General features: G+C 36.3%; 18 protein-coding genes and 1 tRNA gene. 10 read left to right on the top strand and 9 right to left on the bottom strand.

Going from position 1 to position 23108, the window contains the following annotated elements; genetic code table 11:
- Both QMN76_RS07905 and QMN76_RS07900 read right to left on the bottom strand, forming a co-directional pair.
- Positions 1-265: tetratricopeptide repeat protein (locus QMN76_RS07905; RefSeq protein ID WP_282065950.1), on the bottom strand; the 265-nt coding region annotated here is incomplete at its 3' end.
- 87 nt (positions 266-352) lie between these two features.
- Positions 353-832, bottom strand: coding sequence for a DUF2938 domain-containing protein (locus QMN76_RS07900; protein WP_034337849.1), 480 nt, complete (start codon positions 830-832; stop codon positions 353-355).
- A 381-nt stretch (positions 833-1213) separates the two neighbouring features.
- On the opposite strand from QMN76_RS07900, the gene QMN76_RS07895 reads away from it, so the two are divergent.
- Positions 1214-2380 carry an acetyltransferase domain-containing protein gene (locus tag QMN76_RS07895; RefSeq protein ID WP_282023304.1) on the top strand — a complete coding sequence of 389 codons (1167 nt, stop codon included), beginning with the start codon at positions 1214-1216 and terminating at the stop codon, positions 2378-2380.
- Between the two features lie 18 nt (positions 2381-2398).
- Positions 2399-3721 (top strand): OprD family outer membrane porin, encoded by a 1323-nt coding sequence (locus QMN76_RS07890; RefSeq protein ID WP_282023305.1) that lies wholly within the window; start codon positions 2399-2401, stop codon positions 3719-3721.
- A 43-nt stretch (positions 3722-3764) separates the two neighbouring features.
- On the opposite strand, the gene QMN76_RS07885 is transcribed toward QMN76_RS07890, so the two are convergent.
- Positions 3765-4337 (bottom strand): CC0125/CC1285 family lipoprotein, encoded by a 573-nt coding sequence (locus QMN76_RS07885; RefSeq protein WP_282023306.1) that lies wholly within the window; start codon positions 4335-4337, stop codon positions 3765-3767.
- Between the two features lie 229 nt (positions 4338-4566).
- Here QMN76_RS07885 and queG point away from each other — a divergent pair, with 229 nt between their 5' ends.
- From queG to gluP, 7 genes are all read left to right on the top strand, one after another.
- The gene (gene queG / locus QMN76_RS07880) at positions 4567-5622 is read left to right on the top strand and encodes a tRNA epoxyqueuosine(34) reductase QueG (RefSeq protein ID WP_282023587.1); all 1056 of its coding nucleotides are present in this window, start codon (positions 4567-4569) and stop codon (positions 5620-5622) included.
- Positions 5619-5846, top strand: a complete 228-nt coding sequence (locus QMN76_RS07875) for a ribbon-helix-helix domain-containing protein (protein WP_034337856.1) — start codon at positions 5619-5621, stop codon at positions 5844-5846. Before queG ends, QMN76_RS07875 begins: the two co-directional genes overlap by 4 nt.
- Before the next feature lie 70 nt (positions 5847-5916).
- Complete coding sequence (locus tag QMN76_RS07870) at positions 5917-6747, top strand: TerB family tellurite resistance protein (protein WP_034337857.1); 831 nt, start codon at positions 5917-5919, stop codon at positions 6745-6747.
- 278 nt (positions 6748-7025) lie between these two features.
- The gene (locus QMN76_RS07865; RefSeq protein WP_084051516.1) at positions 7026-7850 is read left to right on the top strand and encodes an MlaA family lipoprotein; all 825 of its coding nucleotides are present in this window, start codon (positions 7026-7028) and stop codon (positions 7848-7850) included.
- A 16-nt stretch (positions 7851-7866) separates the two neighbouring features.
- Positions 7867-8520, top strand: coding sequence for an MlaC/ttg2D family ABC transporter substrate-binding protein (locus tag QMN76_RS07860; RefSeq protein WP_282023308.1), 654 nt, complete (start codon positions 7867-7869; stop codon positions 8518-8520).
- Between the two features lie 85 nt (positions 8521-8605).
- A complete protein-coding gene (gene bluB / locus QMN76_RS07855) occupies positions 8606-9244 on the top strand; it encodes a 5,6-dimethylbenzimidazole synthase (RefSeq protein ID WP_282023309.1) in 639 nt (212 codons plus the stop codon).
- A gap of 172 nt (positions 9245-9416) precedes the next feature.
- The gene (gene gluP, locus QMN76_RS07850; protein ID WP_282023311.1) at positions 9417-11099 is read left to right on the top strand and encodes a glucose/galactose MFS transporter; all 1683 of its coding nucleotides are present in this window, start codon (positions 9417-9419) and stop codon (positions 11097-11099) included.
- Positions 11100-11270: 171 nt separating this feature from the next.
- Here gluP and QMN76_RS07845 read toward each other — a convergent pair whose 3' ends face one another.
- Positions 11271-11888 carry a hypothetical protein gene (locus QMN76_RS07845; protein WP_034337861.1) on the bottom strand — a complete coding sequence of 206 codons (618 nt, stop codon included), beginning with the start codon at positions 11886-11888 and terminating at the stop codon, positions 11271-11273.
- 699 nt (positions 11889-12587) lie between these two features.
- On the opposite strand from QMN76_RS07845, the gene QMN76_RS07840 reads away from it, so the two are divergent.
- Positions 12588-17069, top strand: a complete 4482-nt coding sequence (locus QMN76_RS07840; protein ID WP_282065949.1) for a Hint domain-containing protein — start codon at positions 12588-12590, stop codon at positions 17067-17069.
- 465 nt (positions 17070-17534) lie between these two features.
- Here the strand turns inward: QMN76_RS07840 and QMN76_RS07835 are convergent, their stop codons facing one another.
- From QMN76_RS07835 to QMN76_RS07815, 5 genes are all read right to left on the bottom strand, one after another.
- Entirely contained in the window at positions 17535-18953 is a 1419-nt protein-coding gene (locus QMN76_RS07835) for an NAD(P)/FAD-dependent oxidoreductase (RefSeq protein ID WP_282023313.1), read from the bottom strand.
- A gap of 26 nt (positions 18954-18979) precedes the next feature.
- Positions 18980-20347, bottom strand: coding sequence for an APC family permease (locus tag QMN76_RS07830; RefSeq protein WP_282023314.1), 1368 nt, complete (start codon positions 20345-20347; stop codon positions 18980-18982).
- 221 nt (positions 20348-20568) lie between these two features.
- On the bottom strand, positions 20569-21087 hold the full coding sequence (locus tag QMN76_RS07825) for a GNAT family N-acetyltransferase (RefSeq protein WP_282023316.1): 519 nt from the start codon (positions 21085-21087) through the stop codon (positions 20569-20571).
- A 91-nt stretch (positions 21088-21178) separates the two neighbouring features.
- Positions 21179-22858 carry an energy-dependent translational throttle protein EttA gene (gene ettA, locus QMN76_RS07820; RefSeq protein WP_034337876.1) on the bottom strand — a complete coding sequence of 560 codons (1680 nt, stop codon included), beginning with the start codon at positions 22856-22858 and terminating at the stop codon, positions 21179-21181.
- Positions 22859-22958: 100 nt separating this feature from the next.
- A tRNA-Ile gene (locus QMN76_RS07815) sits at positions 22959-23032 on the bottom strand.
- Positions 23033-23108: the final 76 nt, after the last annotated feature.

The raw sequence follows: 23108 nt of genomic DNA, 5'->3' as shown, positions 1-23108 counted from the left end.
AATATAATCGTGCGCTTACATATGCTTTCGGATCATCTTCCCGAGTAATCACTTCCCAACACTCACGCGCCTGCGATAAATTACCTTCATCAAAATAAGAAAGGCCTAAATTTAATCGTGCGCTTACATATGCTTTCGGATCATCTTCCCGAGTAATCACTTCCCAACACTCACGCGCCTTCGATAGATTATTTTCCTTAAAATAAAAAAGGCCTAAATTAAACCATGTATTTGCATCTTGTTGAAGATCGTCATTACCGTTCATTTCTTAGACTCTTTGTAAAAATTATTAAGCAAACAATGAAAATATTGTTAGAAACATACAGTTATTTCGTTCTTGTAAACCTAAATACTATCTCAACAACAACGCTGTTCCATACATTCCGAGCGCAAAAAAGCTATGCGCAACAATATTTAAAATACGCACTGTCCATGCATTGGACAATTGAGAAGCCGCAACACCAATACCCAGACCTGGTTGCAATAAAAACCACCCTGCTCCTATGGTAATCATTCCCCAAACCCAAGTTGGTAAAAATGTTGGATAGGCAAACCATCCCGTGCCAACATAAAGTGCAAAAAGAACGCCATATAAAATGCCAACTATATAATGAAAAATCCAACCCAGCGCTAATTCATGTTCATAAGGTTTTGCATCATCGATATTTTGATGAAAAACGATACCTTCTTTTAAATGCCAAACCCACCGCCCTACTGGTGCCCAATTAGACTTTGACTGTCCTGGTAAAGAACCAAAAACAATATCCCAAATATCCATCATAACGGTCGCACCAACACCTATTAAAATGCCGTCTATCATCAAGCTCATCATGTTTTTTCTCGTAAACAAATTGTTTCTATTTCTATGAAACTATATAATCATCTCCTTGAAAATAGTAATTAAAAAAAACTCTTACAATATAAATACCATTATCACTTTCGCTTTATTGATATTTTATAGTCAAATATTAGAGACAACCAAAGCATTAAGAAAGCAGTATGCACAGGAAATCAATGCATTCAAATCGTTGGGGTTAATAAAATTTCTGTTCTTTAAAGGATCATATTGTTATTTTGTTTAAAAGTGTAAAATAGATTATATCTGATCCTGATACACCTAATGATCTCAACGCTCCAGATGTTGACGAATATAGTGAAGGACCTTCAGTGTTTGATTTTAAAAAGAAATATGTTGGGTATGTTTAAAGATAAAATGACAAAATCCGCTCAATCGGTTCAATCGATATCACAACGCCTTAAATCCATTGACATATTACGGGGTATTGTCATTCTCATTATGATTATTGATCATATCAGGGAAACTTTTTTTCTGCATCTGCAAGTCTCTGATCCTATGAATATTTCAACAACGCCTTTGGATTTATATATCAGCCGATCCCTTGCACATATATGTGCACCTATTTTTGTATTTTTGACGGGTTTATCTGCCTATTTATATGGACAAAAACAACAACATAAAAGTGAAGTTAGTCGTTTTTTGCTCATTCGTGGGTCATTCCTTGTTATATTAGAAATCACAATTATCAATTTTGCTTGGACATTTGAATTCCCACCGCATAGGCTCTTTTTACAAGTTATTTGGGCTATAGGATTAAGCATGATTTCTCTATCCGCACTCATCTGGCTGCCCAGAAAGATGCTATTCACCTTAGCAATCATTATTATTGCTGGACATAATCTATTGGACAATATTCATTTTTCAAATGAATCAGCGTTGTATATTCCATGGGCAGTAATTCATGATCGTGTGTGGATCAGTATCAGTAATATCATACAATTTCGCACAACATATCCTGTTCTACCGTGGATCGGTGTTATTTCTGTTGGTTATTATTGTGGATCATGGTTTAACCCCTCTTTTCCACCGAAACAACGTCAAAAATATGTAAAAATTACAGCTTTAACTCTTTTAACTTCTTTTATCATTATCAGAATGATCAATCTTTATGGCGATCACCCTTGGTTTTATGGCGACTCACCTGTTGAAACAGTCATGAGTTTTTTTAATGTTACCAAATATCCACCCTCTTTCTTATTTCTTTTAATCACTTTAAGTATCGGTTTCTTTTTACTTTCTTTGCTTGAACGCTACCAACATTCTTTTTTATTGAGTTATGCAGCGATCTTTGGCAGCGTTCCGTTATTCTTTTATATTATTCATTTATTTATTTTAAAATTATTGTATTTGGGGGCTATATATCAATTTGGAAAAAACAAAGGAGACTATTTTGGTTTTAATGAAGTCTGGCAACTATGGGCTTGTTGGTTCTTTTTAATTCTCATACTATATCCGTTCGTTTGTTTCTTTTCGAAATATAAAGCTAACCATAAACATATTACTTGGCTAAAATATTTATAGCACCGAACAGAACCTGATATGATGATAAAACATACAAAAAAAATATTAGTCCCACCCTTTCTGATTTTACATTCTTTGGGATGTAACTGTGCTTATTGTAACGAAACCAAGGCAGAAGAAAAACATGGTTTTTGGGCTGATAGCGTGACATCTATTATTAATCGCACGGTATATGATACAAGAAAATATCCAGACGTAAAAACTTCCCCCAATTATGCAACAGAATGGGGATATGGATTAATGGCAAGTTTTGAATCTGGCTTTACCCCAGGATTGATAGGATTTGGTATTAATGCCCAAAGCTATACAGGATTAAAGTTACAAGCAAAAGGACGCACAGGGCGTATTCGCTTATTACGTAAGAATGATGATGGCAGCGTACAAAATTTTTATAATCGTACAGGCGGGGCTGCTAAGATACAGCTACATTCCACCGTTGCAAAATATGGTATTATGCGTCCTAAAACACCGATATTCAGCTCATCTGACACAAGGTTACTACCAGAAACATCAACTGGACTTTTGATAACAAGTAACGAAATAAAAAAGCTTACCATACAAATAGGTCACTTTACAGCCAATGCGGATCGTAATGCGACATCAAATCACAATGATCTGATTGTAAACTATCTTAACCCTTCCTTTCGAAAAGGAAAATCTTTTGATTTTATGGGGGGAACCTTTACAGGAGTTAAGGATCTTTCTTTAACTTCTTATATTGGACGATATCATAATAGTTGGTTGACTTATTATATAAACAGCAATTATCAACATCATTTTCCTCATCAACAAAAAATCATCTTGGACTTTCAATTCTATCACAGCCAAAATATAGGCAAATCCTATGCAGGAAAAATCAATAATAATACAGGAGGTCTAGCTGCAACCTATCAAATAGGCGCACATAAATTTTCGACTGCCTATCAAAAAATTCATGGCAATACACCCTTTGATTATGTAACAAGAGGTGCCATTTGGTTACCAAATGCGACACAATTATCCGATTTTAATGGTCCACATGAGCAATCTTGGCAAGTCAGTTACGAAATTGACTTTTCCTTTTTCGGTATCAAGGGTCTGTCGTTAAGCTCTGCCTTTATCAAGGGAACGGGAATTGATGGTACAAAAATGAATCAAAGCAGCGCCTATTATTGGTTAGGATATGGAAAAAATGGTAAACATTGGGAGCATGAATTATTGGCAAAATATACTGTTCCTAAAGGCTGGGCAAAAAAATTAAATATTACCGCCCGACACAGTATTCATCAGGCTAATAGATCTCAAGCTGAACTTGATACACATCAACTGAGAGTTGCCGTTGAATATCCAATGGTATGGTAAAGAATAGTTTCTTAATTTGAAAAACTATTCTTCACCATTTAGATCATTTTTGTTGATCAGGTTGTTGAATAATGACTTGGCCCGTTGGGCTAACACCATATTTTTGACCAATTGTTTGTAAAATCAAAGAAGCATTATAAGCATTTTTTGGGGCTGTTTGCTCATTTGGATAACATTGAATATTATAAGCGATTTCTGCTGGACCAGTGGTAACTACCTGAGGAACACCATAAAATGGATCATTCCAACCTACAGGCCCCCAAGGACCCGTTGGCCCCCAATAGCCAGGCCCGCTACCCCAATATCCACCACCAAACCCATCAGTATAGGTGACTTCTTTTTGCGGCTGTTTATGAACATTATTAACACTATTCATTACGATAAAATATTTATAACCATTTTGAATAGTTGTTTGTGCAGCTTTGATAAGTGTAATATTCTGTGCCGCAGAATAAGAGATATCATCATTAGCCGTATAAGCAATACGATAAGTCTGTTGATTTAAAGGGTAAGCACTGAAGTCGCCTAGTTGATTAAAAGATAAAGGTGTGCTTGGTGAACATCCAGCAATTAATGCTGTCATTGCTAGTGCAGGGATAAAATGAAAAGCCTTCATCCTTGTTATATTCCTTTGGTTTTGATAATAAAACATCTTGAGAAAAGAAACTATTAAATCAGTATATTATACTTAATAGTAATTAATAATATATTTGTTTTAAATGCAGTTTCAATAAAACATACTTAATCTTTTATTTTTCTTTGCGCTTAAATTCTGATAGTTTGACTTTAAATCCATAAAATTCTTTTCCTACTTAAACCTTAAAGTAAAACTATTAATTATCGTGATGTTCCCTGTATCGTTTACCAACCTTCTTCAACAGAAAGCTTTTGAACTGGGGTTTGATCAGTTTGGTATTTGCAAAGCACAACTCCCGCTAGAAAAAGCACAACAGCTTCGCGAATTTATTGACAAAGAACGTCATGGCGATATGGGATGGTTAAAAGATCGTGCGTATCAACGCTCTAGTCCTGATCATTTATGGCCAGAAGTTAAATCAGCTATTGTTTTAGGGGTAAATTATGGTCCTGATATTGATCCCTTATTGAATCTTCAGAGTCCAAATATAGCCAATGTCTCGGTTTATGCGAGGCACAGAGACTATCATGATATGATCAAAGGATGGTTAAAACATCTGGCACAATACATTATTAAAGAAGCTAAACCCTTATTAACCCCAACGGATCAAGTCAAAGTCTTTGTTGATACAGCCCCCATCATGGAAAAACCTCTTGCACAACAAGCAGGTTTAGGTTGGCAAGGGAAACATACTAACTTGGTTTCACGGCAGTTTGGCAGCTGGCTTTTCTTAGGTGAAATATTAACCACTTTACAGCTCCCTGAAACTGTAACCTCTAAAAATCATTGCGGCAGTTGTAGCCAGTGTTTGCAAGCCTGTCCTACTGATGCCTTCCCAGCCCCTTTTCAACTTGACGCAACGCGCTGTATTTCTTATCTGACTATTGAATATAGTGGCAGTATTCCCCTAGAATACAGAAAAGCGATTGGTAATCGTATTTATGGGTGTGATGATTGCTTGGCTGTATGCCCTTGGAATCATTTTGCAAAGAATAGTCGGCATATTAAATTAAAAGCTCGCCAAGAGCTTAATCACCCTTTATTACAAGATTTCGCACTTTTTACAGAAGAAGAATTTCGACAGTTTTTTGCAGGATCTCCTGTAAAACGTATCGGACATTTACGCTTTATCCGTAATATCTTAATTGCTATTGGTAATTCAAGGGAGAGATCTTTATTAGATTCAGCCCAGCTATGGGAACATCATGATAATCCCGTTATCCAAGAAACAGCCAATTGGGCCATTGAACAGTTTAAAACATGACCAATCCTTATTTACAAAAACGTAGTTTACGCTTATCAGGACATCAAACCAGCGTTGCTCTTGAACAAGAATTCTGGAAAATTCTAGAGCAAATTGCTTTGCAAAAACAGCAATCTCTTACCTCATTCATAACGCATGTTGATACTCACAGACCTCCTGACCGTCCACTTTCTTCTGCATTACGGTTAGAAGCATTAAAATCGACCTCAATACTGACTAAATGATAAATCAATTGCCTTTTGCCTTAAAAATAGTAGAATTACATATCAGCTTATAATTTTTATCGATGGAAATATGGCCTTTTTTGGAAAAATTTTTGGTACAGTCGCAGGTTTTGCTACAGGTGGACCAATGGGTGCCTTGCTGGGTGCAGCATTAGGGCATGCCGCAGATAAAAAAACGCTGTTAAACCCTCCTCCTGGAGGATGGGCAGAGCAATGGAAGCGTAAAGTGTCTCCTGATTTTATGGGCGCTGCCAGTTATATTGCTGTTAAGATGGCTGTTAATACTGGGAAAAAAGATCAGGCCTTAGCACTATGTATGATTATTCTATCTGCTAAAATTGCAAGATGTGACGGCCCTGTTAATCGTAAAGAAATTGATGCTTTTAAACGTTTTTTCATAGTTCCTCCTCAACAACAAGAAGCTGTTGGAAAATTATTTGATCAAGCTCGTGTGCGCACTGATGACTATTACAAATTTGCTGAAGAGCTGGCTATCGCTTTTAAAGATGAGAAAAACAAACTTGAAAATCTGTTAATTTTGCTTTTCACAATTGCCCGTGCTGATCAAGAGCCCTCAACTGCTTTGCATACCCAAGAAGAAAAAATCTTACGCCATATTCATAAAATTTTTGAATTGCCTCCTTCCGCATGGGAATATGCATTTAATGGAGGAAATCCACGCAGTGTTACTAATGAACCTAACCCATATGAAGCTTTGGGAATCCACAGCGATGCCACTGACGAGGAAATTCGCAATCAATGGCGCAAGCTAGTCAGAGAACACCACCCAGATGTGATGGCAGCCAAGGGTGCTTCAAAAAAACAAATGGCAGACTCTGCTATTCAAATTGTGAAAATTAATGCTGCTTGGGATTATATTAAACGCAATCGTGGTTTATAATTCCACGAAAAATACCCTCTATTTGCCTTTTTAAACTTACCATAGTTTGCCCGTATTTGACCCGAAATATTGTGATTTTATTACAACATTCTATAAAGATACGGTGATTTTTTATTCTGTTAATAACCTTTTCTCTGTTGTTTAGAAATGAATCTGCTATGGTCAAAACGCATTCTGTGCGATGACTAAATATCAATATATTTTAAATAATATTTGAGATATTTCCTCATCTATTTTATAAAACAGTGGAATTAATTTTAAGTCACTTGAGGGGCAAAATGAATTTGAATCACGACAACACTTCTTATTCTTTGAAACCTCAAACAAAGAAAAATCAAAAAATGCGTCGTCTCTCATATCTCACATTAACTGTTGGTCTCAGTATTTTTGCTACGGCTTGCACTGCACCTGTCCCCAAGGATCCAGAGGCACTAGCTGAGTATAAACGTAATAACGATAAATACGAACCCCTTAATCGTCCAATGTACGATTTCACCGTTAAAGTAGATAAATATACAATGCGCCCTGTTTCCAAAGCGTATGTATGGGCAGTCCCCAAAGTGGTTCGTAAATCATTAAGCAATATGATTACAACAATGAATGAACCTGTTGTGTTCTTCTCTGATGTCGGTGCAGGTAAACCAAGACGCGCTGGTGATACTTTTGCCAGATGGTGCATTAACATGGTTGCTGGCGTAGGTGGATTTATTGATGTCGCTTCAATGGTAGGATACGAACATCACGACACAACACCTGGGATGACATTAGCTTCTTGGGGGATTAAATCTGGTCCATATTTATTCGTGCCGTTTATGGGGCCATCCAATTTCCGTGACGCTGCTGGCAAGGTAATTGCCGTTGGTTTACAGCCATTTAACTATGTACCAAGAGGTTATGGCTTGATTACTTTTAACTGGGCGTATAATATACTAGGTGTGATAAGCTCTAGAGCTGACTATCTTGATGCAATGGATCAGTTACAAAGAGATTCTTTGGATCCTTATGCAACGATTCGTAGTGCATATCAACAACAACAAAGTGCTGAAATCAAAGAGCTGATTAATGATCATAGAGCAACAACTCCAGCATGGTATATTAAATAAGTTAGGGATTGTATTAATGAAGACTACCTCTTGTCGTTTTCTTTTTTCTGCAGTTGCAGTTACTGGCATGCTGTTATCAGGCAATATCGTTGCTGGTTCTCACTTTGGTATTTCCACTGCCCAAGCACAAACAACCTATACAAGTGCTCAGCTAAGCAAATGGCTTAAAAATACTGGGGATACAATGGTTGGCGTTGTTAATAGCGACATGTCAGCAAAAGAGAAAAAAGATAAATTTTTAACCCTTCTTAATCAAGACGTTGATGTAGATATTATTGCTAAATTTTGCCTAGGTCGTTTCTGGCGTACAGCAACACCAGCACAGCAAAAAGAATATGTTGAACTTTTTCATCAAGTTTTGATTAACTCTATCACAGATCGTTTAGGTGAATATAAAGGTGTTTCTTTTAATATAGGTAAAGTTTCAAAAACTGAAGGCAACAAGTTTTCTATTGAAACCATTCTTCACCGTCCTAAGCAACCTGATGTATCAATACAATGGATTATTAGTACAGAAAGTGGCACACCAAAAGTCGTTGATATAATCGGTGAAAACGCTTCTTTATCTGTAACACAAAGAGGTGATTATACCTCTTTCATTGCCAGACACGGTAATAGTGTATCCGCATTAATTGATGCCCTAAAGCGTCAAATTGCAAAACACCCATAAAAGATTACTTAATAAATGTCATTATAGTCAAAAGCCAGGAAACTAGTTTTCCTGGCTTTTTTTTAAATATTGAAAGAGAGATCAAATGTCCCCTCCTCAATTTTCCGAAGATTTTATTCAAGAGTTAAACAAGCTATTTTCCTGGCGCAGAGACGTAAGACATTTTCAAACTACGCCTGTAGAAGATACATTATTAGATCAACTCCTCTCTATTGCATGTATGGCTCCATCTGTGGGGCTCAGCGAACCATGGCATTATATAAAGGTTGAAACACAAAAACTGCGTCAAGAAATTTATACACTCTTTAAAACATGTAACGAACAAGCTGCACAACAATATGCTTCTGAACAACAACAACTTTATTCAAACTTAAAATTATCGGGTTTAAATGAGGCTCCTCACCATATAGCCGTCTTTTCAGAAGAAAATCCAGCTCAAGGAAAAGGCTTGGGCAGACATACAATGCCTGAAACCACAGCATATTCAACTGTGATGTCAATTTTTAGCTTTTGGTTGGCCGCAAGAGCTCATAATATTGGTGTAGGATGGGTTTCCATCCTACCTCCTCAAAAAGTAAAAACTATTTTAAGCGTCCCTGATCATTGGACGTTCATTGCCTATTTATGCGTTGGTTATCCCCAATTCCAATATGAAACCCCAGAATTAGAGCAAAGAGGCTGGGAAAAACGAAATCCCGATCGCAAGCAATGGATCATAAGATAAGATTAATCGCATTCCCTTCACAAAAAAAACATCATTGAATTATATAAAACACTTTTTATTTTTGTGCTTTTATGCTCTCCTATAGTTATATTTTATTTTGCTGAACATAACTTTAAATATATTCAGCAAATTTCACTATCCGATTTTATTAGAATATAAAAATAGGACTATTATGAGCAACCCTTCACAAATGACCTCTAATCAAACAGAGGCGCAGAAAAATTCATTTACCTATTACCCCATCGCACTCAGTGTCATGACAACTGTTTTTTTTATGTGGGGCTTTTTAACCTGCTTAAATGATATTTTAATTCCGCATTTAAAAACTGTATTTGAACTAAACTATGCACAAGCAATGTTAATTCAGTTTACCTTCTTTGGAGCTTATTTTTTAATGTCTATCCCCGGAGGGAAAATTGTTTCCTCACTGGGATATAAAAAAGGAATAGTTACAGGCCTAATCATTGCTGCCATTGGTGCTTTTGGATTTTGGCCTGCTGCTATTTCCTCCAATTACTATATTTTCTTATTGGCTCTTTTTATTCTTGCAACTGGGATTACCATTTTACAAGTCGCAGCCAACCCTTATGTAACCTTACTAGGCCCTCAAAAAACAAGTTCCAGTCGACTGAACTTGGCTCAAGCATTAAACTCTTTAGGAACGACAGTTGCTCCTTATATTGGTGGTATTTTAATTCTTGTTGGTGCCTCTTATACCTTACCCAAAGACGTTGCAACAGCCCCTGAAACTGTTCAATTAATATCCACTCTTGAAAATAAACCTATTACAGAAATCCAATCTGCATTAGCACAGGCAAAACCTGAAAATATTGCTTATGCATTAAAAAATATTCCACCTTTTATCTTTAATAAACTTCCTAATGAGCTTTTATTAGAACAAGCAAAGCGCCTCCCCCCTGAAATCTTAGGAACAGTTTTAAGTGATACACCAGCAGATCAAAAACTCTTTATCCTTAGTAACATCTCACCTGAACAATTAGATCAATTACCAGCAGATGTACTTGTTCAATCTATGGATAATCTAGTGACTACTGCATTAAGCAGTGAAAAAACTGTGATGCTTCAAAAGCTAAAATTGGAGCTGAGTCCTGAAGTTAAACAAAAAATGCAAGCCTATCGGGATGATCAAGCAAAATCAGTACAAAAACCTTATGCGATTTTAGGGATTATTCTATTATTACTCGCGGGTTTTGTCGCTATTTTTAAACTTCCTGAAAACCGTGAACAAAAACAAACCAATAAAGATAATCCCCACTCTCTTAAAGATGTTTTCCAATATTCGCACGCTGTCCTTGGGGCTGTTGGTATCTTCTTTTATGTAGGGGCTGAAGTATCCGTTGGCAGTTTTATGATAAACTATCTGACATTGCCAGATATTGGTCGCATGACAGAACAAGTTGCCGCTCAATATGTAGCATTCTTTTGGGGTGGTGCCATGATTGGCCGCCTAATTGGTTCTGCATTAATGGTTAAGTTATCTCCTCGTAAATTGCTTTCAATTTGTGCCATTGTTAACCTAGGTTTGTTAATTACAACAATGACATCTTCCGGAGATATAGCTGTATACTCTATCATCTCTATTGGTTTATTTAACTCTATTATGTTCCCAACAATTTTCTCTTTGGCCCTTACAGGAATGGGATCGTTGACCGAACAAGCATCCAGTCTGATTGTTATGGCCATAGTCGGTGGTGCTGTTATTCCATTTGCTCAAGGATTTATCGCTGATAGCATTGGGTTACACCATGCGTTCTTATTACCTCTTCTTTGTTATATATATATTTTATACTATGGTATCAGCGGAGCAAAACCCCGTAGAACTTTAGAATCTTAAATAGATCTTTTCAAAATGATTTGATTAAAATAACTGGGCAGTAATTTACAATATAAATACTAATTATTGTCCAGCGTAATAAAACGTAAATATTGAAGGCGACAAAAGAGTAAAATCTTTATGCCTTATAATTATAAAACTAAATAATATTTATTAAATAGAGCAAAATTGCTATTTTTTAATCGTTTTTAAAAGCTTTTCACCTTGTTTTAAAGGAAATAAAGTTTTTAGAAATGGAATTTTTTTCCCCAAAATTTTATAAATTTCAGATGCTTTTATAGGTTTAGCGATTTTTTTAAAATCATTTAAATATTGATAACAACTTGCATCTTGCTTAGGATCATCGTAACGGTAACCATTTTTGACAATACCAGTTGCTTTGCCATACGCGATGATCCCTTCACCATTAGCATACATAAAAACAATATCATCTTTTTTTATTTTTTTTATTTCATCTTTCCAAGGAGAACAAAATGCTTCTATACGTTCTTCATCAATCATACGAACATGATCAGCAATATTATTACCTTTGTTCGTATTCAATAAAAAATAACGTGTTCCATCTGTATCTATTTCCAAAGGATCGCTATCCATATCATCAATATATTGATATGCCTGCTCTAACCCTGTTTTTAATAAGTTAACCATAACCTCGTTTTTAGAAGTCTCTAAATAATCTACTAACCCTTCAATTTGGGAAGCAACTTCTTCTGTCATTCGAATAGTTGTCGCAACGGTCTCTTTTTTATTTTTCTCATTATTTTCTATCATTGAGATAATACCAGACATAACGAATTCCTGTCATCATTTATGAATATTTATTGATTATCTTATTTAACCATTATTGATGTCAATAAATTATTTATACCTGTTATAAAAACCATAATACTACGAGAAGAAAACACTTTATTCGGGTTATTTTTATTCCGATTTCAAGTCTTTATCACATAAAATAATAAACTATATCGTAATTTTTTTTTGATATGTAACCAGTAATAAAATAAAAAAAATAACAAATAATAAGGAATTAATCTTTTTTGTTAAAAATATATCATCAGCAAATTTATATAGTTTTCATAGATTTATTTTTGAATTAATTTTGAATTAAAAATAAACAAATAACAATAATTAATTACAAATATATTACATTATCAAATTATATATTCAAAAGATTTAAATTGAGATTTTAAGATGAGCATGTATATATTAAGGCTATTTTTTTTCTTTTAGAATCTTTTTTAAATCAAAATACAATTAAAATTATATTTTTTTTAAATTTGTTTTGACTCTTCTATTATTTCGTTTATATTATGAAATTGTTAAGTTTTAATTTTGGAAAGTAAATACAAGTATTGTATAAGTAATATATAAATAATAAATAATGATTATATAAATAATGAATAGAATTAATTAAAAACTAATTCAAAAATAAAAATTAACCACAATAAATAATATTATTCATATATAAATTACTTAAAGGTAACGATAATGGCTGATTGGATTTGGTGGCAAAATAGATATATACAAGGGGGAGTTGTAGCTAGAGGACGCACTCTCTACAATCAAAATGTAAAAACTGGTTATGGCGTAACCATTAATGGCGTTGCAAATAACATAGGCACAAACTATAGCGCATTCCTGATAATCAATAATGGTGGAATATCTTATAATGCCAGAATTAATGGTGGTGTGTTATACGTTGCAGCTGGGGGAACAACCTCTAATACTGTTGTAAATGCCCCCCCAGATAGACTGGGCCACACCGTTATAGAATATGTCAATGGCGCAAAAACGTATAATACAACAATTTTGCAAGGGGGACAATTTATTGATGGAGGTGGCACCACTTACAATACACTTGTCACTGGAAACGGCTTACAAACACTTTCTGGTGGTGGTGCCGCTTATAACACAACAGTCAATGGTGTTAACGCAGTACAAGATATTAAAAATAATACCTATGCCTATAACACAATAATTAACAATGGTACACAATATTTGTCTGGTGGCGTTGCTAATAATACCTCAATATTTGCTGGAGGAACACAGTTAGTTAATGGTTATGCTCATGCTGCAATTACAATCGTTAACGGTGGTAGAGTGGTTGTAAATGGTAATAATGCATCTACAGACAGAACATACGTTGCAAATAATGGTAGCTTAACATTATCTGGTGGCTATGCCATCAATACAACTCTTGACAAATCTGGCTTTGAATTTATTTCTGCTGGTGGTGTGGATAATAATGCTACCCTTACTGGTGGATATCAAAGTGTCTCTGCTGGTGGGACTGCCAACTACACCACTCTTTCTACTGGCGTGCAATATGTTAGTGCTAGTGGGGTTGCGAATAACACTAATGTTCTTTGGGGCTGGGGACAACAAATCCAAAATGGCGGTCTTGCAAATAACGCAACAATTGCTGCTGCGGGTGGTCAACGGGTATTCACTGGTGGTGTTGCTCGGAATACCAATGTAACTGGTCTCCAAGATATTTCTGGAGGTACTGCCATTGTTACGACAGTTCAAAATGGTGGTAAACAACGCATTTACACTGGAGGAACAGGTTCAAATGCCACTATGAATGCAGGTGGGACCCAAGAAGTTTATAATGGAGGGATAGCAAACGCAGCCACTGTAAACAATGCTGGTTTCCAACGTGTTTACACTGGAGGAAAAACTTTAAATGCTACCGTTAATACAGGTGGTATTCAAGAAGTCTCTGCTGGTGGCGCCTCATTCATTACAGTTGTTAATAATGGTGGGTTCCAACGTGTATTTTCTGGGGGCGCAGCTTCAAATGTAACTGTTAATACAGGTGGTACCCAAGATACTTCTATGGGAGGAGTAACCTACGCAGCAACAGTTAATAATGGAGCTTGGCAACATGTTTATGACACTGGTATTGCTTATAATACTGTTGTCAATAATGGTGGATTTTTATATAATCATAATGGCGGCACAACAAGTTATGCTACTCTTAATGGTGGAACTCAAGCTGTTTCATCAGCTGGTGTTGCAAATAATACCACCATTAATCAAAACGGCGTAATGAACATTTCTGGTGGTGGTATCGCAAACTCCACACGAGTCAATAGTGGTGGCTTACAAGCTATTGCTGGAACACCTAACCTTTTTGCATCTGCTGCAGGAACTCAAGTTTTCACTGGTGGTCAACTAACAGTTTATGATTGGGGAAGAACAGGCCCTGTTACGCTATCTGGCGGGACTTTGAATGTCAGTGCTGGTGGTGGTATTAATGGAGACGTTACTTTCATCCCTGGTGCAAAGTTAAATGTTTACTCTGGTGCGGCTGTTTCTACAACTGTTACCAATGGCGGCAGAGAATTTATCTATAATGGTGCATCAGCTGTTAATACCGTTGTTAACGGTGGTTATCAATACTTAATGAACGGTGGAAAAATTAATAACGCCTCCGTTGTTAGCCAAGGCTCTATTTATATCAGTGGCGGAACAGCAAGTGGCATCTCCGTAGCTAATGGTGGGAACCTTAGTATATTCACTGGCGGCATTGTCAACAGCACAACAATTAACGCACAAGGTATCGTCATTGTTAATGGTGGAAGCATTTCTAATAATACCATTACAAATGGTGGTATTCTAAACATCAATAGCGGAAGTATAGGTGCAACTACCATAAGCTCTGGTGGTGCCCTTTTACTAGCAACAGATGCTACCACTATTATAGGTTTAATAAACCTAAAAACAGGCGGCTTCCTTAACGGCAGAGAAGCTCTTCAAGATATTGTTATTAATGTTTCTGCAAGAGACAACATTCTAACTTTACTCAACGATCCTAAACTATTTGCATCTACGGATTCTGCTCCAACAATAACACCAGATAAAAACCAATCTGCTCCAACAATAAATACGGAACAAGATAAATCGCATTCAACAAGCACTACTACTGATACAAATAATTCCGGCAATTATAATATAAATGATTTGAATTCTTTATTAAATGATCCAAATTATTTTGCTCCTGCCAGTGCTACTCCACAAGCATCTTTGTTGAAAACAAAAAGTTTTATTGCTCCTATAACGTTCTCATCTGAAATAAGCACTTATGGTGCTCAACCCACAGCAAATACAGATTCAGATGGGAACGCGATTACTTGGGAGAGCGAGCAATATACCGATGGTTATTACGTAGACTCACTAAATGTATGGTCTTATACAGTAACTACTACTGACAGTCAGTATTATGCTTTTGTACCACTAGGCGGAACTGAAGCTGATCGTATATATAAGATAGGATTAGTTGGTCACGTTGCAAGTTTTGGAGCTGGTTATCTTCCATCTGGGGCAGGTTATTATGGTGCTAATCTGATATTCCCTGATACTGCAGCATCTCCTGGGATTCTAACAACTGGCCCTGGTCGTATCACCTATGCTGATAATTATATTACTGGAGGTGTCACTTTAAAAGTAGCAGATAGTGGTTCAATTACGGGTAATACTTATCTTATTGATAATAGTATTTTAAACGTATCGAATGGAGTGGTTGCTAATGTCTCTGTTGATTCTACTTCTACTGCAACGTTTACGAATTCTAACAATTTAACTGGAACATTAACATTAGAACCTGGTGGCAAGGCTAATATTACGACTGAGACAGGTGGTATTATTTCTTTGACTGGAACAGAGAATAAAGGACTGGTTATTTCAGGAAAAGCAGCTCAAGGAGGAACCACGGTCACTTCCACGATTAATGATTTTGATGGTAATGACAGCATTACTCTTAAAGATATTCAACGCAGCGAAGTTGCCAGTGTAAAATTTAATGATAATGATCATATAATCATTACCCTCAAAGACGGCTCATCAATTACTCTGAATATTCCTGATGTTAAAACAACAGGTTATGCACTTGGTGAAAACTCTGATGGCAACGTAATCTTGGAGACCTGTTTCTTGGCAGGCACTGCTATTGCAAGCCCGAATGGTTTAATAGCTGTCGAAACCATTAAAGCAGGTGAAATCGTTGAAACATTCGATTGGAAAACAAATCAAACGATTAGCTCTGCTGTAATATGGGTTGGACATAAGCATATGAGTGTTAAAAAACACTTGTCAGATGATCTTGCAGGCTATCCTGTACGAGTTTTGAAAAATGCAATCTCTAAAAATGTTCCTAATAAAGATTTACTCATCACCCCAGAACATTGTTTATTCTTTGATGGTAATTTTATTCCCGCTCGTATGCTCGTTAATGGTCGTTCGATTTATTATGATCGTTCTATCACGTCTTATGATTACTATCATATTGAAACAGAACAGCATTCTGTCATTAGGGCAAATGGAATGTTAACCGAAAGCTATTTAGATACCGGAAACAGAAATATTTTCTCTGGTGGCCAAAAAGTAGTTTCTTTATTTAATGAGGTAAAGAACTGGAATAAAGACGCAGCGGCTCCATTAACCGTACATCGTGAAGTTGTTGAACCAATTTACAACCAAATCAACGAACGTGCTTTGAAAATGAATACTTCATTACAATCAGAACCTCTTGCTCTTACAACTGATCCAAACCTATATTTGACAACGGAACTAGGAACAATTATTCAACCACATTCATGCAGTAATGGAAAATATGTATTTAACATCCCAGAAGGTGTGAATACTGTTAACCTTATTTCAAACACTCATCGTCCTTGTGAAACTGTTGGTTCATTTATTGATGACCGTCGTGAACTTGGTGTATTGATTGGAGGCGTCTTTATCATTAACAAAAATGGTATTTATGAAGTTAATGATCACTTATCTAATTCTGAACTAGCAGGATGGGATGTGATTGAACAATCCCCTTGTCGTTGGACAAAAGGTGAAGCTACCTTGAACATCCATACTAGCTATTCAGAAAATAGAATATTACTAATTAATATATTGGCTGGCGGGCCTTATATCAAAGATACTTTCAGCAAAGAATTAAGAAAAATAGCTTCTTAATTCATCTGTAAATCGTTAATCATATATAATTACCCGATCCTGTAATTCAATAGGATCGGGCTTTTTTATTTTGTATTATGTTAAAATTTAAATAATTTCTTTATCTATCAACTATTTATCAAGTTATGATAACCAATGGATTTCTGATAATGAACAGCTTAATAATTTTAAATACAACCCTATCAATCTAGTCATCTTATGATTTCAGTTATATTATTTCACATCTATGTAATAGGCGCAGGAACATGTAATTCTGGATAAACAAATGATAAATGTTCGATAAGAGTAGTTGCCATCATTATAGTACAAACGACATACAAATAATGTCCATTTTATTAATCTTTTTAAATAAATTTTACATTAAAAACTAATCACCATCACTTTAACACATGCTAATAAAAAAGCAGCTTAACTACTCTTTCAAAAGTAACAAAGCCGCTTTCATTATTGCTGGTATATATCTGATTAGAAAGAAATCATCTTACCAGGGGTAATCATACCTTGTAATCCCAACAAAGATTTAGCCAATGGAATTGCAACTGGAGAAAGCTGTCTTCCTAATAAAATAGAACGATGTTCAATAGCTGTTAACATTGCAAAATCATCATTATTTTTTAAGATATCATCTCGAATAGATTTGCCGATACGGACGGTCTGTGCAACACCATGGCCGCTCCATCCATTTACAGCATAAATCGGTACTTGCTTTTCGATTTTACGACAATCAGTTGCACCATTTAAGGTCAGATCTGTTGTACCGCTCCAAGCAAATTCAAATTTTAAATCTTTTCTTTCTGGAAATACAGTTTCCAAACGAGACGTTAAATAAGCAATGGTCTTTTCTTCATTCCAACGGGTTCCTGTCCCTTGTCCACCAAATAAAATTCTTTGTTTTTTAACTGGACGATAATAATCGATTTGGAACTGTGTGTCATATACAGCCATATCTGTTGGCAATAATGTTTCCGTGCCACCAGCAACAGGATTGGTAACAGCTACATAAGTATAAAATGGAATGGTTGCATCTGATTCTGAAAGAAGTTTAAAAGTAGAATCATGTACCGCAAGCACAATACCTTTTTTGGCTAATACACTTCCTGACTCAGTTCTTACTCTGGTTCCTTCTGGGGTTTCTTCGATTTCTAGGACTTCACTATCTTCATATACTTGTCCCCCATTTTTAACAAAACCATAGATCATCCCTCTTACCAAAGCCAAAGAATGGATTTGACCACCCATGCTGTCCAAGGCACCACCATGATAAATCTCGGAATTGATATGTTCCTTGATTTCATATTCACCAAGCATGGTCACAGAATCATCACCAAGGTGTCGACGTGCATCCGCACCTTTAACCAATGCACCAATATGACCGGGATGAATTGCCGCTGTCAAATGGCCTTTTCGCATATCAACAGATAAATCATATTTACTTACAATTTCTCTGATTAAGTCAAAACATTCAATTGATGTAAAACGCCATAAACGGCAAGCTTCATCATAATCAAAATTTTCGATCATGGTTTCTGCTTCCCAACGTGCCAAACCTGGGGTTAATTGTCCCCCATTACGACCAGATGCCGCAGAACCAATACGATTTTTTTCCAACAAAATTGTGTCAACACCAGATTCTGAAAGATGTAATGCAGTTGATGAACCAAGCAACCCCCCACCAATCACAACAATGTCACAGGTTGTTTCTTCTTCTAACTTAGGAAAACCAGCCCAAGTGGATAAAGTAGCTTCGTAGTAATTAGCTGGGTGTTCAGGTTTTTGATCGCCATCAACCCAGTTCCAATCTTCTTGTTTATCAGTGTTACTCGTTGGAACAATCAAGGCATCATCTATTAATATTGGTTTTTCAATTTTTTGTTTTGAAGACATTTAATATAACTCGTTTCTTATTTTGATTAAAGGGTAAGGGCATCTTCTTCTTTTTGTAAAAAAGATTGTTGTTCTTTAACAAAAAGTGCTTTTTGATATTTTTTTAAATAAAGAAGATAAAGTAATCCCAAAAATGTCCATGATAGACCAAATATAAAGGAATCCATCTGTAAGTTCAACCACATATAGGCAACTGTCGTTAATCCAAGCACAGGTAAGATAATATTCAAAGTAAACCCTTTGACCGTTTTGAATTGTTTTTTGTAATAGGCAAACATGACCAAAATACATATATTAACTGCACTAAAAGCAATCATGGCACCAAAATTAACAAATGAAACCGCAGTATCCAAAGTACAAAAGATGGCGGCTAAAGACAAAAAACCCACTAATAATACACAAAAATATGGAGAGTGGTATTTGGGATGAACATATCTAAATATCTGACCAGGAATAAACCGAGCAATCCCCATAATATGTAGCAATCTTGCTGCACTTGCATGAGAAGCTAATGCAGATGCAAAGGTATTAACCAACATTGCAATCATAAAGAATTTTTGAAAAAGTGCGCCACCAACATAAAAAGCAATTTCAGGCGAAGATGAATCTTTATAATTTTTTAATAATTCATTGGTTGGATAGTATAATTGAATAAACCAAGCACTGATAAAGAAAATAATACCACCGGCTAAAACGGTTATCATAATAGCTCTTGGGATCGTTGTTTTTGAGTCTTTTGTTTCACTTGCAAGGGTTGAAACTGCATCAAACCCAAGAAAAGAGAAACATAATACAGCGGCACCACCAACCAATGGTCCTATACTATTATCTCCATTAAATAATGGTTTTGCAGTCAGCACAGCCTCCCAACCAGCACCCAGCTTAATATGAATAACTAGATAAATAAAATAAATAGTTAAGATCAAAGGAACCCCGACAAATATAAAATTCATATTCGCCAGCAGGCTAACATTACGAGAATTAATAAAGGTAACGATAGCTACATAAACAGTAATTAATATCCATGTTGGAATATCTGGAAATAATGCGCTAAGATAAGCCCCAGATAACAAAGCATTAATCATGGGTAACAACATATAATCCTGTAATGTCGCCCACCCAACAATAAAGCCACTCTCTTTACCACATATTTTACCGGTATATGTAAATGCAGAACCAGATTCTGGAAAGGTCGCTGCCAAGCGACTATAACTCATTGCTGTTAATAAAATGGCTACTAGCGTAAATAGATATGCTAGTGGAACGCGACCATTTGTGCGTTCAGAAACAATACCAAAAGTATCGAACACAGTCATTGGCGTTAAATACGCAACCCCGATGATTACAACCTGCCATAAAGATAATAGCTTTGCACTTTTTTTTAACTGATCCATCAATTACATCTTTATCTTCTTTAAATTGTTAATATAAATTTAAATGAATAATATATTTAGTTTATCAATTTTAAAGCAACTAAAGAAAAGTTTACTAGAATAAAACGAAATATAATAACATCTTTATATCTAGCATAATATGAAATTAAAGATATAATAAACTTTTATTGAACAGGCTTATGATTGACTTTTATTAAATATAAATGTCAATTAATTTGTGACTATAATGTTATTTGTGTACTAACATACATTATCATTTTATTCTCATGACGAAAAAAAACGTCCTCAACAACCATTCCTATCCCGCCTAATACTCTACGTGATGGAATATTATCTTCTTTGGCAACCGCAACAATACGATCATGACCGCGTGCATGAGCCTCGGTTAAAACAGCATAAGCAGCTTCACGAGCATATCCCCTGCCTTGAGCCCATGGCCATAACGAAAACCTAAGCGCATAACCTCTTCCATCAGGTCTATTATGTATTCCTGTTATTCCCAAAAAACGAGAATGGCCAAATTTAATATTTTCTCTTACAACATACATTCCAATTCGGTGACACCCCCAATAAACGGTGTCCTCACCCATTTCGATTGCAACCTTTAACGAGGTACGAACCCCTCCCAACATATGGCCAAAAGCTTGACTATCTGTTTTTAAGGCCGTCACATCTTCAATATCCGCCCATCCTATGGGCGAGAGAATTAATCTAGGTGTATATATTAAAGAAGAAATCATGAAACTTATCTATTCACGCTTACCAATAAAAAACACCCATCTCATTAAATGATGAAATGGGTGCATCTATTTCACAATATTATGTAAAAAACTATCGTGAAATAGGTTTATATTTAATACGACTTGGTTCAGTTGCATCAGGGCCCAAACGACGACGTTTATCTGCTTCATACGCTTCAAAATTCCCTTGGAACCATTCAACGTGGCTATCGCCTTCAAAAGCCAGAATGTGCGTTGCTAAACGATCAAGGAACCATCTATCATGGCTGATCACCACTGCACAACCTGCAAATTCTTCTAGGGCTTCTTCTAATACGCGCAATGTATCCAAATCTAAATCGTTGGTCGGTTCATCAAGTAATAGAACATTGCTTTCTTTTTTCAACATTTTTGCCAAATGCACGCGGTTACGCTCACCACCAGAAAGGATACCAACTTTCTTTTGTTGATCAGACCCTTTAAAGTTAAACGCACCAACATAAGCACGCGATGCAATAGAACGTTTACCAAAGTAAAGCACATCCGTACCGCCAGAGATTTCTTCCCATACTGTTTTATTGGGGTCTAAATCATCACGAGACTGATCTACATATCCCAATTTAACTGTATCACCAACACGGATCTCACCTTGATCAGGTGTTTCATTACCTATAATCATTTTAAACAAAGTTGATTTACCTGCACCGTTCGGTCCAATAACCCCAACGATCCCTCCAGGTGGCAACTTAAAGTTTAAGCCTTCTATCAATAAACGATCATTAAACCCTTTACCAAGGTTTTCAGCTTCAATAACCACACTTCCTAAACGAGGGCCTGGTGCGATATTAATTTCAGCTGTACCACCAGATTTTTCTTGGCTTTGTGCCAGCATTTCTTCGTATTTCGCAATACGAGCTTGGCTTTTAGCTTGTCTGGCTTTGGGTGAAGCACTGATCCATTGTTGTTCAGCCGCCAATGCGCGTTGGCGAGCACTTTCTTCTTTTTCTTCCTGAGCCAAGCGTTTACGTTTTTGATCCAACCATGAAGAATAATTTCCTTCAAAAGGATACCCACGTCCGCGTTCAAGCTCTAAAATCCAGTTTGTCACATTATCCAAGAAATAACGATCATGGGTAATTAAGATCACTGTGCCTGTATATTCACGTAAGGTTTGTTCAAGCCAAGCAACACTTTCTGCATCCAAATGGTTGGTTGGTTCATCAAGTAATAAAATATCTGGCTTTTCAAGCAACAAACGACATAAAGCAACGCGGCGACGCTCACCCCCAGAAAGTTTCTCAACATTCATATCAGCAGGTGGGCAACGCAGTGCATCCAACGCAATTTCAATTTGACGGTCTAAATCCCAACCATTCCCTGCATCAATGATTTCTTGTAATTCTGCTTGTTCCGCAAGGAGTGTTGTCATCTCATCATCATCCATGGGCTCTGCGAACTTCATAGAGATTTCATTAAAACGATCGACGGCCTTTTTCAGAGGACCAAAACCTTCAGCAACATTTTCACCAACATTTTTGGTGTTATCAAGTTGAGGTTCTTGTTCCAGATACCCCACCTTGATTCCATCGGCAGCCCAAGCTTCCCCACCGAACTCTTTATCTTTGCCTGCAATGATTTTTAAAAGGGTTGATTTACCCGCACCATTTACCCCAAGAACACCAATTTTTACCCCAGGTAAAAAGGATAAAGTAATCCCTTTAAAGACTTCACGCCCACCAGGAAAAGCCTTGGTCAAATCTTTCATTACATAAACATACTGAGGCCCAGCCATCGTCGAGAAGCTCCTTCACAAATCCATCAAACATATAATATAGGGGGAAATTGCCCGCCTAATTTTTGCTTCAGGCGAAATAATAGATATAAAAAGCGTCTGCGCCCGGCAGGACTTGAACCTGCAACCAGACCGTTATGAGCGGCCGGCTCTAACCAGTTGAGCTACAGGCGCACAAACGCTTCTTCTATTTGCCGTAAAATGATCTTTTTTGCAAGGATTTTCTTTTAAAAATAATAAAATATTTTAG

Origin of the sequence: Commensalibacter papalotli (ex Botero et al. 2024) (assembly GCF_947179115.1) — a bacterium.
Classification (GTDB): Bacteria; Pseudomonadota; Alphaproteobacteria; order Acetobacterales; family Acetobacteraceae; genus Commensalibacter; species Commensalibacter papalotli.
This window is presented reverse-complemented; position numbering and strand designations above follow the sequence as displayed.

Bases quoted from the DNA above. Each gene is read 5' to 3' on its own strand.
- QMN76_RS07900 (WP_034337849.1), bottom strand. From the start codon at position 832: ATGATGAGCTTGATGATAGACGGCATTTTAATAGGTGTTGGTGCGACC.
- QMN76_RS07895 (WP_282023304.1), top strand. From the start codon at position 1,214: ATGACAAAATCCGCTCAATCGGTTCAATCGATATCACAACGCCTTAAA.
- QMN76_RS07890 (WP_282023305.1), top strand. From the start codon at position 2,399: ATGATGATAAAACATACAAAAAAAATATTAGTCCCACCCTTTCTGATT.
- QMN76_RS07885 (WP_282023306.1), bottom strand. From the start codon at position 4,337: ATGAAGGCTTTTCATTTTATCCCTGCACTAGCAATGACAGCATTAATT.
- queG (WP_282023587.1), top strand. From the start codon at position 4,567: ATGTTCCCTGTATCGTTTACCAACCTTCTTCAACAGAAAGCTTTTGAA.
- QMN76_RS07875 (WP_034337856.1), top strand. From the start codon at position 5,619: ATGACCAATCCTTATTTACAAAAACGTAGTTTACGCTTATCAGGACAT.
- QMN76_RS07870 (WP_034337857.1), top strand. From the start codon at position 5,917: ATGGCCTTTTTTGGAAAAATTTTTGGTACAGTCGCAGGTTTTGCTACA.
- QMN76_RS07865 (WP_084051516.1), top strand. From the start codon at position 7,026: ATGAATTTGAATCACGACAACACTTCTTATTCTTTGAAACCTCAAACA.
- QMN76_RS07860 (WP_282023308.1), top strand. From the start codon at position 7,867: ATGAAGACTACCTCTTGTCGTTTTCTTTTTTCTGCAGTTGCAGTTACT.
- bluB (WP_282023309.1), top strand. From the start codon at position 8,606: ATGTCCCCTCCTCAATTTTCCGAAGATTTTATTCAAGAGTTAAACAAG.
- gluP (WP_282023311.1), top strand. From the start codon at position 9,417: ATGAGCAACCCTTCACAAATGACCTCTAATCAAACAGAGGCGCAGAAA.
- QMN76_RS07845 (WP_034337861.1), bottom strand. From the start codon at position 11,888: ATGTCTGGTATTATCTCAATGATAGAAAATAATGAGAAAAATAAAAAA.
- QMN76_RS07840 (WP_282065949.1), top strand. From the start codon at position 12,588: ATGGCTGATTGGATTTGGTGGCAAAATAGATATATACAAGGGGGAGTT.
- QMN76_RS07835 (WP_282023313.1), bottom strand. From the start codon at position 18,953: ATGTCTTCAAAACAAAAAATTGAAAAACCAATATTAATAGATGATGCC.
- QMN76_RS07830 (WP_282023314.1), bottom strand. From the start codon at position 20,347: ATGGATCAGTTAAAAAAAAGTGCAAAGCTATTATCTTTATGGCAGGTT.
- QMN76_RS07825 (WP_282023316.1), bottom strand. From the start codon at position 21,087: ATGATTTCTTCTTTAATATATACACCTAGATTAATTCTCTCGCCCATA.
- ettA (WP_034337876.1), bottom strand. From the start codon at position 22,858: ATGGCTGGGCCTCAGTATGTTTATGTAATGAAAGATTTGACCAAGGCT.